Source organism: Leptospiraceae bacterium (genome assembly GCA_015075105.1).
In the GTDB taxonomy this organism is placed as follows: domain Bacteria; phylum Spirochaetota; class Leptospiria; order Leptospirales; family Leptospiraceae; genus JABWCC01.
This window is the reverse complement of the sequence record JABTUZ010000002.1, coordinates 271,444-287,915: the sequence shown is the minus strand read 5'-3', so window position 1 is coordinate 287,915 and position 16,472 is coordinate 271,444. Positions and strand designations below refer to the sequence as shown.

Here is a 16,472-nt window from a genome sequence, read left to right as displayed (position 1 = left end):
AATAAATTGAAATTTCATGGAAAAGAAACAATTTTTTTTGCATATATATAAGTAGAGGGAAAATGAAATTTTTAAAAATCGAAAAAAAAGATGCAGTAGCTAAAGTCGAAATTAATAGACCGGAAGCGCTTAACGCTTTAAATGAAGAATTACTTTCTGAAATCGAAGAGAATACAAAAGATTTAGAAAAAGACTCGAATATTAGAGTGATGATTCTAACCGGGGCCGGAAAAGCATTTGTTGCAGGAGCCGATATTGCAAAAATGAAAGATTTTGATTCCAATGGAGGTCACAAATTTTCTGATTTCGGACAAAGAGTTTTTAATTCAATTCAGAATTCAGATTTAGTTTCTATTGCAGCGATTAATGGGTTTGCTTTGGGTGGTGGTTTGGAGCTTGCCCTATCTTGTGATATTCGTATTGCTAGTACGAACGCAAAGTTGGGTCTCCCTGAGGTATCCCTTGGATTGATACCTGGTTTTGGCGGCACTCAAAGACTTTCGAGGCTTGTTGGTCTGGGCAAGGCAAATGAGCTTATTCTTACAGGGGATATGATAACTGCCGAAGAAGCTCTTCATTTTGGACTTGTAAATAAATTGGTGAGTCCGGAAGAGCTTTTGAATTCTGCAAATTCTATGGCGGCATCTATTTTGAAAAAAGGAACTAATGCAGTAAAAATTGCAAAACGTGTCACAAGAGAAGGGCTCGATAAAACTCTACCCAATGGACTTGAATTAGAGAGAATAAAATTTGGAGAGCTTTTTGAAACAAAAGAAACTAAGGAAGGGCTTTCTGCTTTTTTAGAAAAAAGAAAACCTAATTTTTAAATGTATAAAATTTTTTTAATTTTCTTTTTTGTAGTTCCTGTCTTTGGGGAACTCAATACTAAAAATGAGATTCTTTCTATTCGTGTTGATGGCAATTTATTGCAGGTAGAGATTGCTGATACAGAAGCAAAGAGAAGAATTGGTTTAATGTATAGAAAGAATCTAAAAGAAAACGAAGGAATGTTATTTGTATTTCCGAGAGCTGATTATCTTTCTTTTTGGATGAAAAATACTTACATTCCACTATCCATCGCTTATTTTAATGAGGACAGAAGATTAGTGGATATGTATGATATGAAGCCCAACCAGATAAAAGAGTTTTATAATGCTACAGAAAAAGTAATCTATGCTTTAGAGGTAAATCAAGGTTGGTTTCAAAAAAAAGGAATTCAAAAGTTTAGTGTTCTTGAGCTGCCTAAAGAAGTGAGGGCAAGGTAATTTATTTTTTGCAATGAGAAAATATTTTTTTACAATACTATTCTTAGTAATTACTCTGCCATTATTCGCATCTATGAAAGATGCAAAAAAAGCTTACTCACAAAAACAATTCCAAAAAGCAATTAAGCTATTCCAAGAGCATATTGAAGAGCACCCAAATAACGGTGAAGCATATATGTATCTTGGTTATATTTATGAATCCTTGAAAAATTTTCCGAAATCAATTCTTATGTTTCGTAAAGCAGCCGACTTGAATATAAGCACAAAGTACAAACAAATAATTTATTTGAAAATAGCGTTGTATTATAATTACCATCAGGATTGGGAACTTGCAGGGATTTATGCGAATAGACTTTTGAAGGTAAATCCAAAGAGTAAAGACGGACAAAAAATCAGAGATAGAGCTGAGTTGAACCGCGGGAACTCTTCGACAAATTCTAATACAGTTTCGCCTGACGTTTCAAATTTAAAGAAACATAGCAATGACCCCGAAAAAGCAATATACTTTCTTGAAAAAGCAATTAATGAAAATAGAGCAGGAGAAGATGTTCGTTGGGAGTTGGCTCTTTTGTATATGAAGACTGAAAATTACAGCAAAGCAGACGCTACATTGCAATGGCTGATAAGTAAAAAACCAAAAAATAAAAACTATTTATACAAAGCAGGGATTGCAAAAATAAGATTGGGAAGTTATCAGGAAGCGATTGATTTATTTGAGGAGTCCATTGCCAATTCTACAGAAAAAGACACAAAATTATTATTCTACAATAACTTAAATGAAGGCGTAGCTTATCATAAGCTAAAAAATCTTGCAACAGCAGCAAAATTCTATAGAAAAGCATTGGCCCTTGAAAACAGTATTGTTCCGGTGATTGCACTCACAAGAATAAAATACGATGCAGGAGATTGGGAGAATTGTATCAAAACTGCGGATACAGTTTTGGAGAAATCTACTGAAGAGCCTGAGTCTATGATGTTTAAGGGATTGAGTCAGTTAAAACTAAAACAAAAAAAACAAGGCATGGCTAATTTATTAAAATTTAGAAAATTTCTTCTTAAAAAAGAAGGTACGTTAGACGATATTCCTGAAAAGTACCACGATGGAATTATTAAATTAGCCCGATTTTATACCAATAGAAAAAAATACAAATTAGCAAGAAAATATTTCAAGTCTGTGGAGAACACAAAAGAAAACACTAAGGAATATCTTTTCTATCTTGGGAAAAATTATTTATATTCAAAAGAGCCTGAGAATGCAGTTCGTTTATTGCAGAAATTGGATTTCTCAAGTGCATATTATCTTATGGCTAAATCATTCGCCTTGCATCATAATCTAAATTTAACAAAAGAGTCATTAAAAAGAGCAGGTGCAAAAAAAGAAATCTATTGGAAAAAAGCAAAAAATGAAACCTATTTCCAAGAATTTAAAAAAGATCCGGAATTTGTAAAATTCATAGATAATAAAGGAGTCGTTTCGTCGCCACAAATTCCCCCTTCAAAAAAAGAAGAAAATCCCCAGAATTCAAAGAGCAACCCTCAACCTTTACCCAAAATTAATATAAATAAATAAAAAAATTGCTATTCTATATTAAAAAAATCATATTTGATGCGAGTGTCTGAATCTGTTTTCGTATTGACAGTACAGCCTTCAATTCAAGAATTGGTTATATCAGGGAAAATCTTGAAAATCAATGAAATAAATTCAAGGATTCAATTTTTTTTGTAAGAATCCTTTTTAATTCATCGTTTATCGAGGATTAAACTAAAGAGGAAATTATGAGTAAAACACAACAATTGAATGGGTTAAAAGAGTTAGGACTTGAGCCAAAAGATATATTTCACAATCTTTCCTATAACGAAATATTTGATCACGAAGTAAAGAATAAAGAAGGGGTCGTTTCGGACAACGGTACTATGATGGTAGATACTGGAATTTTTACCGGTCGATCACCCAAAGATAAGTATTTTGTAGATGAATCTTCATCCAACAACAATGTATGGTGGGGTCCGGTAAATACAAAAGTTTCAGAAGCTGTTTTTGATGAGCTTTATGCAAAAGCCACAAAGCATTTTAAAGGAAAAGATATTTATGTATTTGATGGATTTTGTGGAGCCGAACCAAGTTCTACTATGCCTATTCGTGTTGTAACAGAAAAAGCATGGCAACACCACTTTTGCACAAATATGTTTATACGCCCGACACAAGATGAATTAAAAAATTTCAAACCTGAATTTACAATTATCAATGCGTGTGAAGTAAAAAATGAAGACTTCAAAAAGCACGGGTTGAATTCAGAAGTATTCGTAATCTTTCACTTAAAAAAAGAAATCGCTATCATAGGTGGAACTCACTATGGTGGAGAAATGAAAAAAGGAATTTTCTCTGTAATGAATTATTTCCTTCCTTTGAAAGGAATTCTTACCATGCACTGCTCTGCAAATGTAGGAGAAAAAGGTGACACAGCACTATTTTTTGGATTGTCAGGAACAGGAAAAACTACCTTATCCACTGATCCAAATAGAAAACTAATCGGTGACGATGAGCATGGTTGGGACGATAATTGTATTTTTAATTTAGAGGGGGGTTGTTACGCAAAAACAATTAATCTAGACCCAAAAACAGAGCCTGATATTTATGCTGCGATTAAAAGAGACGCTCTTTTGGAAAATGTCGTGTATGATGAAAAGACGAAAAAGGTAGATTACTCTTCTGCTGCCAAAACTGAAAATACTAGAGTGTCTTATCCGATATTCCACATTGATAATATTCAAACCCCGTCTAAGGCTGGTCATCCGTCTAATATAATATTCTTGACTTATGACGCTTTTGGAGTCTTACCTCCTGTTTCCAAGCTATCCATCGAACAGGCAATGTACCACTTCCTATCCGGTTACACAGCAAAAGTTGCTGGAACTGAAAGAGGAGTGAAGGAGCCACAGGCTACTTTTTCTGCTTGTTTTGGACAGGCGTTTATGACTCTTCATCCTACTCACTATGCAAAATTGCTTGGTGAGAAAATGAAAAAGCATAACGTTAAAGCCTACTTATTAAATACCGGTTTGGTTGGAGGATCCTATGGAGTAGGAAAAAGAATGAATCTTCCTGCTACGAGGGCAATCATCACTGCAATTTTAAATGGAAAATTAACCGGTGATTTTGAGAAGCATCCGATTTTTCAGGTAGAATTTCCAAAGTCAATAGAAGGTGTTGATTCGGCACTCTTAAATCCAAGAGAGGCGTGGGCAGATAAAAATGCTTACGATGAAACTGCAAAGAAACTCGCCGGAATGTTTATTGAGAATTTCAAGAAATATGTTTCTGGTTCTAAAGATTTTGATTTTACGGCTTACGGACCTAAGATTTGAATTTAGAAAACTCTCTATTAAAAGGGTACTGTTGAAGGTATCCTTTTAAAAAAATTTTTCTATTTCTTGAATTCGAGAAATTCCTTGAATATTCATAGAGAATTCTTTTTCAGAAATTTCTTTTAGATTTCTTTCGGGCAGGATAACTCTTTCCATTCCTATTCCTGCCAGTTCTTTCAATCGAAGATTCAACTGTCCAACACTTCTAACTTCACCGGATAGACCTACTTCCCCGATAACCCCAGTTTTTCTTGGAAGAGGTTTTTCTAAGTAACTCGATACGATGGCAATAGAAAGAGCAAGATCGAGTGCAGGCTCATCAATAGTTAGTCCCCCCGCAAGGTTTGCAAATATATCGCATTCGTTTGTTTTTACACCCATAAACTTTTCAAGAACTGCAGCTATGAGTACGAGTCTTCTGTTGTCTAAACCTTCTGCCATTCTTCTTGCTTGAGAAAAAGTGGATCTTGACACAAGTGCTTGAACTTCAACCGATAAAGCACGACTTCCTTCCATGACGGCGGAGACTACAGAGCCGATACGCTCTTCGTCAGCAGATAAAAACAAATCTCTTTTTTCTTTTACTTCTATAAGTCCATCTGTTACCATTTCAAAAACAGCAATGTCGCCTACCGCACCAAATCTATTTTTTATACCTCGAAGCATTCTGTAGTAATTTAGTTTGTCTGCTTCAAAATACAAAACTGTATCTACGAGATGCTCTAAAATTTTCGGTCCGGCAATATTGCCGTCTTTTGTGATGTGACCAATAAGAAAAATCGGAACACCTGTTCTTTTTGCAGTCTCTAACATTAGCTGAGTACATTCTCTTAATTGAGAGATTGTTCCGGGTTGACCGGGGATTGATTCTTTAGAAACAGTCTGGATCGAGTCGATGAAAACTGCATCAGGAAGTTCTTTTTCTATCATGGCTACAATTCTTTCTGCAATACATTCCGATGATAATAGAATCGACTTAGACTCAATTTTCATTCTTTTTGCACGAATGAAGATTTGAGAGGACGATTCTTCTCCCGAAACATAGATCACTGTTTTATATTGCGATAGTTTTCTACAAATTTCTAAGATAAGTGTGGACTTGCCAACTCCGGGTTCTCCTCCGATCAAAACTAAACTGCCGGAAACGATTCCACCCCCAAGAACTATATCCAATTCATTCATTCCAGTAGGGGTTCTATGAGTTTTCGACTCACTTACTTCAGATAAAGAAATAGGTTTCGCATAACGTCCATCTTGAGCAGAAGATTTTGATTTGTCAAATTTTGAATAAGGGACTTCTTCTTCTATTGTGTTCCATTTTCCGCAGGATTCACATTTTCCTGCCCATCTTGGAAAAACTTCTCCACAAGATTGACAAATAAACACCTTGGAAGGTTTTTTCAATGCTCAAAAACATCCTTCATTTCCAATCGATCCAATTCAGTCAAGGCAGGTAAAAAAGAAAAGCATTCTTGTGCAAGCTCATACCTATTCTCTCGAATTAAAATTTCTGTTAGCTTCGCTTCTAATGAAATTAGATATTTTACATCTTCTGTGGCATAATTCAACTGATCTTGAGAAAGTACTTTTTTCCCCCAATCGCTGGATTGATTTTTTTTGTCAATATTCACATCAAAAAATTCACGGATAAGCTCTCTAAGCCCGTGTTTATCGGTATAAGTTCTCGCCATTTTACTCGCAATTTTTGTGCAGAATATCCCCTTCACAAATATTCCAAGTCGAGCTTTCAGAAATAGTGTATCCATTCTGGCGTAATGAAAAATTTTTATAATCTCGGAGTTTTCAAATAAATTTTTTAAATGAGGCGCCTCTTTTTGATCGGGAAAAATTTGAATTAGACTCGATCTATTTTTAGAGTCAGTAATCTGAACAAGGCACAGCCTGTCTCTATTTGGATTTAATCCCATCATTTCGCAATCAATAGCTAACTTTTCTTCCTTCGAGTAAAATTCGAAGCTATCGTTGTCCAGATCTCCCTGAAACACTTTTGGTTTTATGGTTGAATATTTTTGACCCATAAGTTTCCATTTATTTCCTGACGAAAAAAACGGGAAACTAAATATTGTATTATTATGAAAAAAGCGATTCTTTCTTATGAAGTTTACGGGAAAATAATTCATTCTAATTTTAATCTAAAATCAAAAAATATTTACATTAGTGACTGCAAATTATTTGAATTTATTCTTTCTTATTCCGGAAAGTCCGAAAGCTATAAAGTTTTTGGAAAATTAAGTTGGATTGATTCTAAACGTCCCCCGGTTGGTTTAAAATTTATAGATTTTAGAATGGACTTAGATTTTGAGAAATTTTCTTCTCTTAAAATTTTCCAACACGGTTATCAATCTTGGAGTTTTTCCTCTTCGCACGCTTCTATTGAAAAAGATTCTCCTCCATTGGTGAGTTTCTTAAAATATCCTCAAGAGAATGTTTACACCCATCATTCAAATAAAACAGGTGATTTTCAAAGTGAAGGTTTTTTAGTTGCTCATTCAGAAAAAGAAGGGAAGGGATTTTTTGTAGGGGTTGGTGAAATTGGGACACAAAACGTAAAATTTCAGGTTAAATTAGATCAAGATGGGAAAGCGATCCATCTTTCCGCTATCTGGGATTTTTACTTTTTTCCTGAGCTTGCAAGGAATATAAAAATTAGTCTCACACCCATAGAATATGAAAATATTTCAGGTGGATTTCCTGAAAATTCAATTCAAAAGTATTTTGAAAAAATCGGTAAATTGGAGGTAGCTCGAAAATTTCCTAAAGAAGTGCCTACAGGTTGGTGTTCGTGGTATTATTATTATACTGCAATCACAGAAGAAATTATTTTAGAAAATTTAAAACAAATCAGAAGAAAGAATTTAGACATAGAATTTTTTCAGATTGATGACGGGTATCAGAGGGAAATAGGAGACTGGCTTGTGCAAAACGAAAAGTTTCCAAATGGCCTAACGTACCTTTCGCAGAAAATTCGGAGAGAGAATTTAATTCCGGGGATTTGGCTTGCACCATTTTTGGTCAGAAAAAAAAGTGAGTTTTTTCAAAAATACCCGGAGGCAATTCTAAAAGACAAAAACGGTAAACCGGTTCCGGCTCTTTGGCAGCCTGCTTGGGGTTTTGATTACACATATTGCATAGATACGACTCACCCAGCATCAGAAAATTTTTTAGAAACTGTATTTAAAACTTTTGTAAAAGAATACGGTTTTCCTTATCTAAAATTAGATTTTCTATATTCAGGCTCTCTTCCAGGAGTATGCTATACCAAAAATTTAACTCCTTTGGAGAGATATAGAAAAGCAATCAAGCTCATCAGAAAAATTGTAGGGAAAGATGTGTTCCTGCTTGGATGTGGTGCACCGATTGTTCCTTCAATTGGAATTTTTGATGGAATGAGGATCGGGTGTGATGTTGCTCCATTTTGGAAGCCAGAATTAACTCGAAGACTATTGAGAGACAGAGATGCACTTTCTACAGAAAAAGCGTTAGTCAATGTAATTACAAGGTCTTCCATGCACAGAAATTTTTGGTTAAATGACCCGGACTGTCTATTAGTTCGATCTGATAAAAATAAAATGACTATAGACCAGACGATACTCATGGCAACTGTAATGTCCCTTTCCGGTGGAATGCTACTCATAAGCGATAATTTGATGACGATTTCTGAAGACCGTTTGGATATTTTAAGAAAAGCATTGAGTTTGAACAAGAAGTGCCAATCTAAAGTTCCAGTCCCACTAGGTTTGTTTGAGCATTCTTTTCCACGAGGTCTGTACAATCCAGCCGGTTTTTTTGGAGTATGGAATCCAACAGACGAGGCAGAATGGGTTGAAGTTAAATTACCATTTTCTTTAAAAAAAGGAAAAATAAAAAACTATTGGTCAAATAAACCTATAGAAGATTTTTCTTATGATAGCGTTAAAAAAACTATCAAAGTAAAGTTGTATCCTTACGGGTCGGTAGTAATAGAAAAAACTTGACTTTTTTTATTAGAAATTTTATTTTAAAATGGGGGTTTGAAATGAAATATATTATTTTTATAAGTTTTATTTTATTTTTTTTAGATAATTGTTCTATTTCAAGAGCATTTGGTCGCTCTTCAGATTCCATGGGGAGATCTTCTGACTCCATGGGACGATCTTCTGACTCTACAAGCAATTCTTCCAGGTCCTCTTCCGAGCAGATGGGAAAGTCTTCAGATGTGTTGTCTAATTCATCCAGAGGATTTTCGATGTCTATTGTCTATTCATTGATGTCTTCAAAAGATGATGGCAGCAATAAAAAATCGACTTATAAAATGGATGTAAGTGAAATCACTCAAATCTATTCTAACAGAATCACACTGGATGATGGTTTTATTCGAGATATTTCCTATATCGCAGAAAAAAATGGAATTACAAATTGGAGAACAGAGAAATCAACATATACAGCTATAGGAGAAGGGTTAAGGAAAGCAAATATTTTGCACAGTGAGTTTCAATCTATTAAAAATACTATTTCTAATGAAAATAAGGAAATAAACTTTCTTTTAGAAAAGGGTTATGGAATTCATTCTCAAAATACAAAAAATGTTGACTTAGATTCTTGAACTGGTTAAATCAACTATATTACTTTCAAAAGGATAATTTATGAAAAATTTATTTCTAATAGCACTTTGTTTTACAGTATCGCTCGTTTCTAATTGCACATCGCTTTCAGATTCTGTAAACTCTGCTTCGAATTCAGTGAGTCGTTCATCTGATTCTGCAAGTAAATCTTCGGATTCTGTAGTAAGTGTTTCCGGATCCATCAAATCTAGTTTTGGCTCCAGCTCTGGCTCTTCTTCTGGCGGTGATGAGAAAAAAAGTGAACTCTACATAAAAGACATTAGCGATCTCACTCAAATACATTTTCTAGCAAAAGTAAACCAGAGATCATTCATTGAAGACATATCTGAGGTTGCTTTGAAACACAACATTACAAATTGGGAAAATTCTACAGCTACTTTTATCGGAATCGGAAAAGGTTTAAAGAAAGCCAATCTATCTACCGCAAATTTAGAATCTATTAAAAAGGATATTTCTTCAAAAATTCCACAAGCCTCTAAATTGATTCAGGAAGGATTTGATTCTATCTGATTATATTATTAAAACAATTTTAAAAATGAAAGGCTATTTTTTAATAGCCTTTTTTATTTTGCAGGTTAGTATTTCTGCAAAAGAACCTTTTAAAATTGAATATCTCTACATTGATTCCAATACTGGTCAGTCCAGTGGTGGGCATACGGCGATTAAGGTTGGAAATTTAGTTTATCATTTCCAACACTACCCCGATAAAATTTTCAGAATTGTTCGCGAGAAGTGGAGTGAATTTCGATTTATTTATAATGTTATTGATAACAGAACAATTCGATCCAACCAAATTGAAGTTAGCCAAGAAACGTATAACTTAATTCGAGACAATTTGAATAAAACCTATCTTATTCAAAATAAACATCTTACAAATTATTCAAATTTTTTTAATGATAGAATTCTTATAGAAGCATTTCAAGAAAAAGACCACAGGATCCGTCTAAGAGGTGCAGGATATTTTTCAGAATTTAAAAAACAAAGTTCAGACCTCAATTTTATTTCTAACTTAATAGAGAAAAAATACGGTAGTCAATTTATTACAAAAAAAATTAAATTTGTAAAAAATAATATCAGAAATATTAAAATCTTTATTCATCCTTTGAAAAATGAAATTGCATCTCCGAAAAAAAATGAGTATCCATTTTCTGAAGAAACTTTTTCTGAGGTATTTATTAATAACTCACATTTATTGGAGGCATTTCTTGCAATTGATGAAAGAAGAGAATTGAAACCGCAAAGTTTTTTTTATGCGGATGATCTTAAACTGACTGATAAAGATATAGAAAAGATGAATTTGTATTCTAAGAATTTAGAAAATCAAATAGTAGAATTGGTAAATTTTGACAGAAAAGGCTCCGGCTATTCTCTTCTTGTTGCGTTAGCAAGATATTTAGTGATAAAAAAATCTATTCAAGAGAATCGGTTGTATTTTTTAGATTGCTTTGACAGCCGTCATTCTCTTATTTCAAGAAAGGCAATTCGTGCATCGTTAGAAATTCATCCGTTGCAAAAAGAGACTTTTTCCTATTATAAAGTTTTAAAAGAAAAAATATTTGTAAAAGAAGAATTTGACGAATTTGATTACAGTATGCTGGAGGATTCTGCAAATCGACACAATGAAATGATAAAAGGTGTAGTGGGTTTTGAGCCAATTCGAACAACTTATGAAAAGCTCTTGCCCTATAAAGAAAAAGAAATACAAATATTTTCTCCTACTATTTATTCTGATGAAGAGGTAAGCGAATTTCATAAAATTGCAAAATTTAAAGAAGAAGAATATTTAAAAAAAATTCAACAAATTTATAACTACGATTTATTTTTAAGAAATTGTGTAACAGAAATTTTTGATACTTTGAATTCTTATTTTATTCATGGAGAAAAAGAATCTAAATTTAGGTTAGGCGGCTACATTCAAGGAAAAGATACTTTAGTGTTTGTTCCGTTTATTTCCTCATTTAAAGTAAGTAAAACATATAAAATTCATAAGTTGGAAGATCTATTTTCTTATAGAAGATTGAAGGTAAAGCAAATGAAAGAAACAGAGAACTCTATCAAAGTTTTTTTTAGGGAGTCTAATATTTTTACATCATCATTTTATAAAAGAAATCCCGAAGATTCTTTTTTTATATTTTTCACTGATGAAGAAATTTTGCCAAGACCTATTTTTGGTGTAGTGAATTTTTTTGCGGGTATCGCCGAAACATTATACGGAGTTGTGTTGCTTCCCTTTGATAGAGGAGAGACTTTCGTAAAAGGAATCAAAGGAATGTTTTTTAGCGTTCCGGAGATTTTTTTTATTAATATACGGAAAGGTACATTCACGTATATAGATAAGTCAGACCTACCGGAAGATTTTTTGAAGGAAAATGATTGAATGAATTTACCAAGGTTTATATTTTTATCTATTGCATATTTTATATTTCCGGTTGCTTCTTATTTTTCTGCGTGGTTTGTTTTTTCTAATTCAATTGTTATCTGGATTGTATCTATTTGCTTCTATTTAATTTTCTTGTATATTTATTTTACCCAAAGTAAAAATATTTTTCATGTTGAGAGTTTTGAAAATAGAAATCTTATCTTAGTATTTGTTGTAGCATTAATTTTGATGATGATCGCCTATCCTGTTAGGAATCTAAATCTGGGTGATGGGATACTTATTGTTGAAAATATAATTTTAGAGAGTAATCTTTTTGGCTATCAGCTTACCTTGGATGAACTTTTTGAGGCTTTGCTTCATTCTTATTTGTATTTGCAGTTTTCGCACATAGCCTCTGATCCAAGAATTGTGTATAGGGTCACAAGCACTGTAGCAGGAATTATTTTTATTTTTCTAGTTATGAGATTTTTCAAAAAGAAAAAATTCAATTCTATGTTTAGTCTAATAATTTTTTCTTCGGGAGGAATGCTTTTATTTTTTGGGTATCCTGAAAATTATACACTCACAACATTAGTAATTTTATTTTTCATAAACACTTCTCTTCAGAAAATTTCTGAAGAGAAAAAGGGTCTTAAGTTACTCATACTTCCTACTATTATCGCTTCCATCGCTATATTGTTTCATTTAGTTGCAGGGTATCTCATTTTTCCTCTAATCTATCTTTGGTATATAGCCTCTAAAAAAAGTACCTTCATAAAAAATGCGGTCATTTCAGCTATAATTGGTATTGTAATCATTTTGCCGTTGTTTATTTATTTTATATTTTTTTCTGATACGAGGGTGGATATGTCACAAACTCATATTGCTCACCCCCCATTTTACCCGGTAAAAAAAATGTTTTCTACAAAACATATATCTGAAATTTTATCCAATATAATGTTTACTTCCTTGGTTCCATTTTTTATATTTTTGGAACTTATTTTTTTAAGACGATCTGATCTGAAGTTTTTCAAAGCTTATCAAGAATTTACTTTTTTAATTGTTACGTTAATTGGTTTTTTTATTCATGCTTTTATTTTTCATCCATTGCTCGGCTATCCTTCAGATTGGGATATTATGAGTTTTTATTGGTTACCATTTAGTTTTGGGGCTGTGTATATTCTTCAACTCGCTGATTATAAGAAATTGTTTTTTTTAGTAACATTGGTTGGATTAAGTTTTGCTATTCTTTTTATAAATGCAATCGAACTGAATAAGCCAATTTTAGAAAAAGAAATAGAGCTGTATCGTTCTTTAAGTACTATCAATCGATTTCTACTAAAGAATCAGGCAAAAATAAAGAGCATGAACCCTGAATACAAAAAATTTTATTTTAAGACTCTTTATTTTCTTTATAAGATAGAGGAGAATTTAGAAAAAAATAATAACAAAAAATTGTTCTCTGATCTGAAAGGTTTTCAGGATGAGTTAGAGGCAAATATTAAAACGATGAGTCCTTTGTGGCAAAAAGATTATATCAATCGTTTAACAATTTTTCACTCTGAGTATTTAGAGTTGATAAAGAATAAGTGAAATGTCATCCTGACAACAATTTTCATCAAGGCAAGATTGTTGATATTTTTGAATACAATTCTTTAAAGTAGAAAATAGAGTTTCTGTATTTTTTTCTGTTTCGGATACTATTTTTAATAGTTCTTTTTGCTTAGATTTTAAGTCGGAATTTTTGCAGCTAAAGAGTCCATCGCTATACAACATTAAAACATCTCCAGATTCGTAATGCTCTTCATAAGTATTAAAACTTACATCCGACAAGATTCCTAAGCTATCTCCCGGTTGCTCGTAGAAGAATCTTGGACTATAGTCTTTTCCACTAAATAATATAGGTGAAGGATGCCCACCTTTTGCGTATTTGATTTTCTTTTTATCTTCTTCGATTAACAAAGAAATTGCAGTCATTGAATGAGTGATAACTTCTTTGAAAAGTTCGTCATTTACTCTAGAGAGAATAAAGGATGGATTGGAGTGGATGCGAATTATTTCTTTTATGATGCTGATAATAAAAAATGAAACCAGTCCGGAGGCAATCCCATGTCCCTCTAAATCACCTAAAAATAGAAAATATTTTGAATTATCTAGTTTGAGAATTTGATAAAAGTCTCCTGATACAAAGTTTGCAGCTTGAAGATCAGTATAGATTTTTTTATCTGATAAAGAGGGTTGTAGAATTTTTTTTTGAACTTTGGCAGCAAGTTGTAGATCGGTTTCAATTGATTGTTGATACGATTCTTTTTCTTTGATTAGATTGTAGTATTCTAATGCTCTTTGAATAGAAAGATTTACAGTCTGAACAGAAAAAGGTTTAAAAAGAAAATCTGTAGCCTTGAGCTTAAGAGATGTGATTACATTTTGAATATCTCTTTCGCCGGTCATCATTATAACTTGTGTGGAAGGATTAATTTTTTTGATTTCTTGGAGAATATCCAATCCACTCATCTTGGGAAGGTTTATATCTAGAATTATAATTGGGTTTTTCTCAACATGAAAATAAGCTAACCCACGCTCTGCCGAATTAAAGCAAATACTATAATAGCCCAACTCGTTCAGTATGGCGCTTACTGATTCAGCCACAAATTCATCGTCATCAATAATTAGTATTTCTAAATTACTTTCCATATTTCTCAAACTACAATAGTCTCTTAAATTGAATACTCTTTTTAGTTTTTTCTACCAAGTCATAGTAATTTTCATCGAATACGATATTATTGAGATAATCGTCGTCTGTGTACAACATTTCCCCAAATTGCCATTCATAGACTTGATTTTCTGTAACATTGAAAATTTTTTTGTTGTGGATTGAGTTACTTAAAAATCGCAAATTGTTTTTTTTAAATATAGATAATAGCGATCTGAATTTGCCTTCTTTAATAGGATCGAGAAATTTGAAATTTTTGTGAAATAGCACTGCATCATGAAAATACTCCGGGATATTAAAAACACCTTTAGCGCCTAACTTCCTAGTGAGCAATAACAAAAATGCCGTTAATTCAGTCATAACATTTAATCCTGGATATTTTTGCCCACGAAATAGTTTTTTTGCATCTCTGATATTTTTAAATCTGATATTTTGAGTTAGCAACCAGTCGATGTAAACCATGCGAAAACTTTCATTTTTCTTTTTTAAAGAAAAATCAGATACTTTCAATCGAATGTGAACTAAAATTTCGTTTGATTTTGTTTTTAGAAAAATACGATTATCTAATTCAGAGAAGACTTCAATTTCTAATATCGGATCCGGATACCCTCTTTCTTTGAGCACTGTAAACATATTGGAATATACAAGCATATCTCGAACTTCATCTATTGTAAACTTTCCAAAAATTTCTTTTTCAAGACCCAAAGAAGTATTTAGATCTTTTGAAATATCAATTAATTCGAGATTACTTAAATCAAACCCGCTATCTGAGGTTTTGTATTTGTCGCTTGTATCAAATAGTCCCATTGTATTTTTCTATTTCTACAATTATCACAGATTCAATATTTTGGGAAATAAATAAAATCATCATTTTTGTAAAAATACTTGAAATAGTGCAAATCATTTTTGTATTAGGTACTATACCATGAAAAACAGATTGCTGAAAGCTAAACGTAGAACAAGAAATAGTTTAAGCCGAAAAGAAATCCTGGATGTTTCTTTAGATATAATTCAAAAGGAAGGGATTCAATCATTAAACATGAGAAGTATTGCTAAAAATTTGAAATGCAGTGTAGCAAGCCCTTACAATCATTTTCGGAGCCAAGAAGAAATTATTCAGGCACTCATTCAAGAAGGTGAAGAAAAACTTGCACAGGATTTAATGTTAGCAAAACTAAATAATCAAACAGTATATACTCAATTAAGGGAGATTGCACATACATATAGAAATTTTGCTACCGCAAACATTGAATTACACAAGTTAATGTTTACTACTTTAAATAAAAGAAAAGGAAACACTTCAAAAAAAATTATCACTACAGTTCCAAAGAGCTATAGAATATTTTTAGATACGTTGAGATCGGGATTTAAAAATGGATCCATTCCACTCCCTCGAAAAGAATTTCATGGAATCGTTCGCACTATGTGGAGTTGGATATATGGACTTATTATATTGGAATTGACAGGGCTTTTAAATAGCAAAGACAATAGTGAAAACCCAATCGAAGAAGGGATTTCTGTATTTAGTCAGGCATTGAAAATTGAGAAAAAATAAAAAGTGTTTTGTTGACCAATAGAATTTTACTAAAATCATTCAAATCATCGTGAATAAATTTATATTTTTAGATAGAGATGGAGTAATTAATAAGAAAATACAAGACGGTTACGTTACCCAATACGAAGAATTTATTTTTTTGCATAAAGTAAGGGAAGCATTGCAGATTTTGCATCAAAACCAGATTCAAGTTATTGTAATTACAAATCAACAGTGTATCGGAAAAAAAATTATTGGTAAAGATGATCTATTGAAAATTCACAAAAAAATGGTAGAAGAGATAAAAAATTTTGGTGGAGAAGTCTTAGATATATTTTATTGTCCTCATTTGAGTTCTGATAATTGCTCTTGCAGAAAACCTAAACCGGGGATGCTCTTTGAGGCTTCAAAAAAATATGACATAGACCTTAATAAAACCTACTTCATAGGTGACTCTATTTCTGATATTCAAGCAGGAAAATCAGCCGGTACAAAAACAATCTATCTTGAAGATAAATATAACTTGCAAAAATCGAGTCAATCTAATGCTGATCAAATCTTTAAAAATTTATACGAAGCTGTAGAATTTATTCTATCGGAAAAGGTAATCTAA

At 32.4% G+C, this 16,472-nt stretch carries 15 protein-coding genes; 11 read left to right on the top strand and 4 right to left on the bottom strand.

Annotated elements, in window-relative coordinates; all coding sequences use genetic code 11:
* The first annotated feature begins 62 nt into the window (after positions 1-62).
* From HS129_11285 to pckA, 4 genes are all read left to right on the top strand, one after another.
* Complete coding sequence (locus HS129_11285; protein ID MBE7412622.1) at positions 63-827, top strand: enoyl-CoA hydratase/isomerase family protein; 765 nt, start codon at positions 63-65, stop codon at positions 825-827.
* The gene (locus HS129_11280; GenBank protein MBE7412621.1) at positions 828-1,265 is read left to right on the top strand and encodes a DUF192 domain-containing protein; all 438 of its coding nucleotides are present in this window, start codon (positions 828-830) and stop codon (positions 1,263-1,265) included. It abuts the gene before it with no gap.
* 13 nt (positions 1,266-1,278) lie between these two features.
* Positions 1,279-2,835 carry a tetratricopeptide repeat protein gene (locus tag HS129_11275; protein ID MBE7412620.1) on the top strand — a complete coding sequence of 519 codons (1,557 nt, stop codon included), beginning with the start codon at positions 1,279-1,281 and terminating at the stop codon, positions 2,833-2,835.
* Between the two features lie 206 nt (positions 2,836-3,041).
* Positions 3,042-4,631, top strand: a complete 1,590-nt coding sequence (pckA, locus tag HS129_11270; GenBank protein ID MBE7412619.1) for a phosphoenolpyruvate carboxykinase (ATP) — start codon at positions 3,042-3,044, stop codon at positions 4,629-4,631.
* 45 nt (positions 4,632-4,676) lie between these two features.
* Here pckA and radA read toward each other — a convergent pair whose 3' ends face one another.
* Together radA and HS129_11260 are read right to left on the bottom strand one after the other, a co-directional pair.
* Positions 4,677-6,035, bottom strand: a complete 1,359-nt coding sequence (gene radA / locus HS129_11265; protein ID MBE7412618.1) for a DNA repair protein RadA — start codon at positions 6,033-6,035, stop codon at positions 4,677-4,679.
* Complete coding sequence (locus HS129_11260; protein ID MBE7412617.1) at positions 6,032-6,670, bottom strand: ribonuclease D; 639 nt, start codon at positions 6,668-6,670, stop codon at positions 6,032-6,034. The genes radA and HS129_11260 overlap by 4 nt, the downstream gene beginning before the upstream one ends.
* Before the next feature lie 54 nt (positions 6,671-6,724).
* Here HS129_11260 and HS129_11255 point away from each other — a divergent pair, with 54 nt between their 5' ends.
* Genes HS129_11255 through HS129_11235 form a run of 5 tightly spaced genes read left to right on the top strand, consistent with a single transcriptional unit; the run spans position 6,725 to position 13,205 of the window.
* Positions 6,725-8,626 (top strand): alpha-galactosidase, encoded by a 1,902-nt coding sequence (locus HS129_11255; protein ID MBE7412616.1) that lies wholly within the window; start codon positions 6,725-6,727, stop codon positions 8,624-8,626.
* A 41-nt stretch (positions 8,627-8,667) separates the two neighbouring features.
* Positions 8,668-9,234, top strand: a complete 567-nt coding sequence (locus tag HS129_11250) for a putative lipoprotein (GenBank protein ID MBE7412615.1) — start codon at positions 8,668-8,670, stop codon at positions 9,232-9,234.
* A gap of 40 nt (positions 9,235-9,274) precedes the next feature.
* On the top strand, positions 9,275-9,763 hold the full coding sequence (locus HS129_11245) for a putative lipoprotein (GenBank protein MBE7412614.1): 489 nt from the start codon (positions 9,275-9,277) through the stop codon (positions 9,761-9,763).
* Positions 9,750-11,630: a hypothetical protein gene (locus HS129_11240; protein ID MBE7412613.1), complete on the top strand. Its 1,881-nt coding sequence runs from the start codon at positions 9,750-9,752 to the stop codon at positions 11,628-11,630. The genes HS129_11245 and HS129_11240 overlap by 14 nt, the downstream gene beginning before the upstream one ends.
* Positions 11,631-13,205, top strand: a complete 1,575-nt coding sequence (locus tag HS129_11235) for a hypothetical protein (GenBank protein MBE7412612.1) — start codon at positions 11,631-11,633, stop codon at positions 13,203-13,205.
* Here the strand turns inward: HS129_11235 and HS129_11230 are convergent.
* Both HS129_11230 and HS129_11225 read right to left on the bottom strand, forming a co-directional pair.
* Positions 13,182-14,315, bottom strand: coding sequence for a fused response regulator/phosphatase (locus HS129_11230; GenBank protein ID MBE7412611.1), 1,134 nt, complete (start codon positions 14,313-14,315; stop codon positions 13,182-13,184). The two genes, HS129_11235 and HS129_11230, sit on opposite strands and share 24 nt — an antisense overlap.
* 1 nt (position 14,316) lies before the next feature.
* On the bottom strand, positions 14,317-15,132 hold the full coding sequence (locus HS129_11225; protein ID MBE7412610.1) for a hypothetical protein: 816 nt from the start codon (positions 15,130-15,132) through the stop codon (positions 14,317-14,319).
* A 130-nt stretch (positions 15,133-15,262) separates the two neighbouring features.
* On the opposite strand from HS129_11225, the gene HS129_11220 reads away from it, so the two are divergent.
* Both HS129_11220 and HS129_11215 read left to right on the top strand, forming a co-directional pair.
* On the top strand, positions 15,263-15,880 hold the full coding sequence (locus HS129_11220) for a TetR/AcrR family transcriptional regulator (protein MBE7412609.1): 618 nt from the start codon (positions 15,263-15,265) through the stop codon (positions 15,878-15,880).
* A gap of 49 nt (positions 15,881-15,929) precedes the next feature.
* Complete coding sequence (locus HS129_11215; protein ID MBE7412608.1) at positions 15,930-16,472, top strand: HAD family hydrolase; 543 nt, start codon at positions 15,930-15,932, stop codon at positions 16,470-16,472.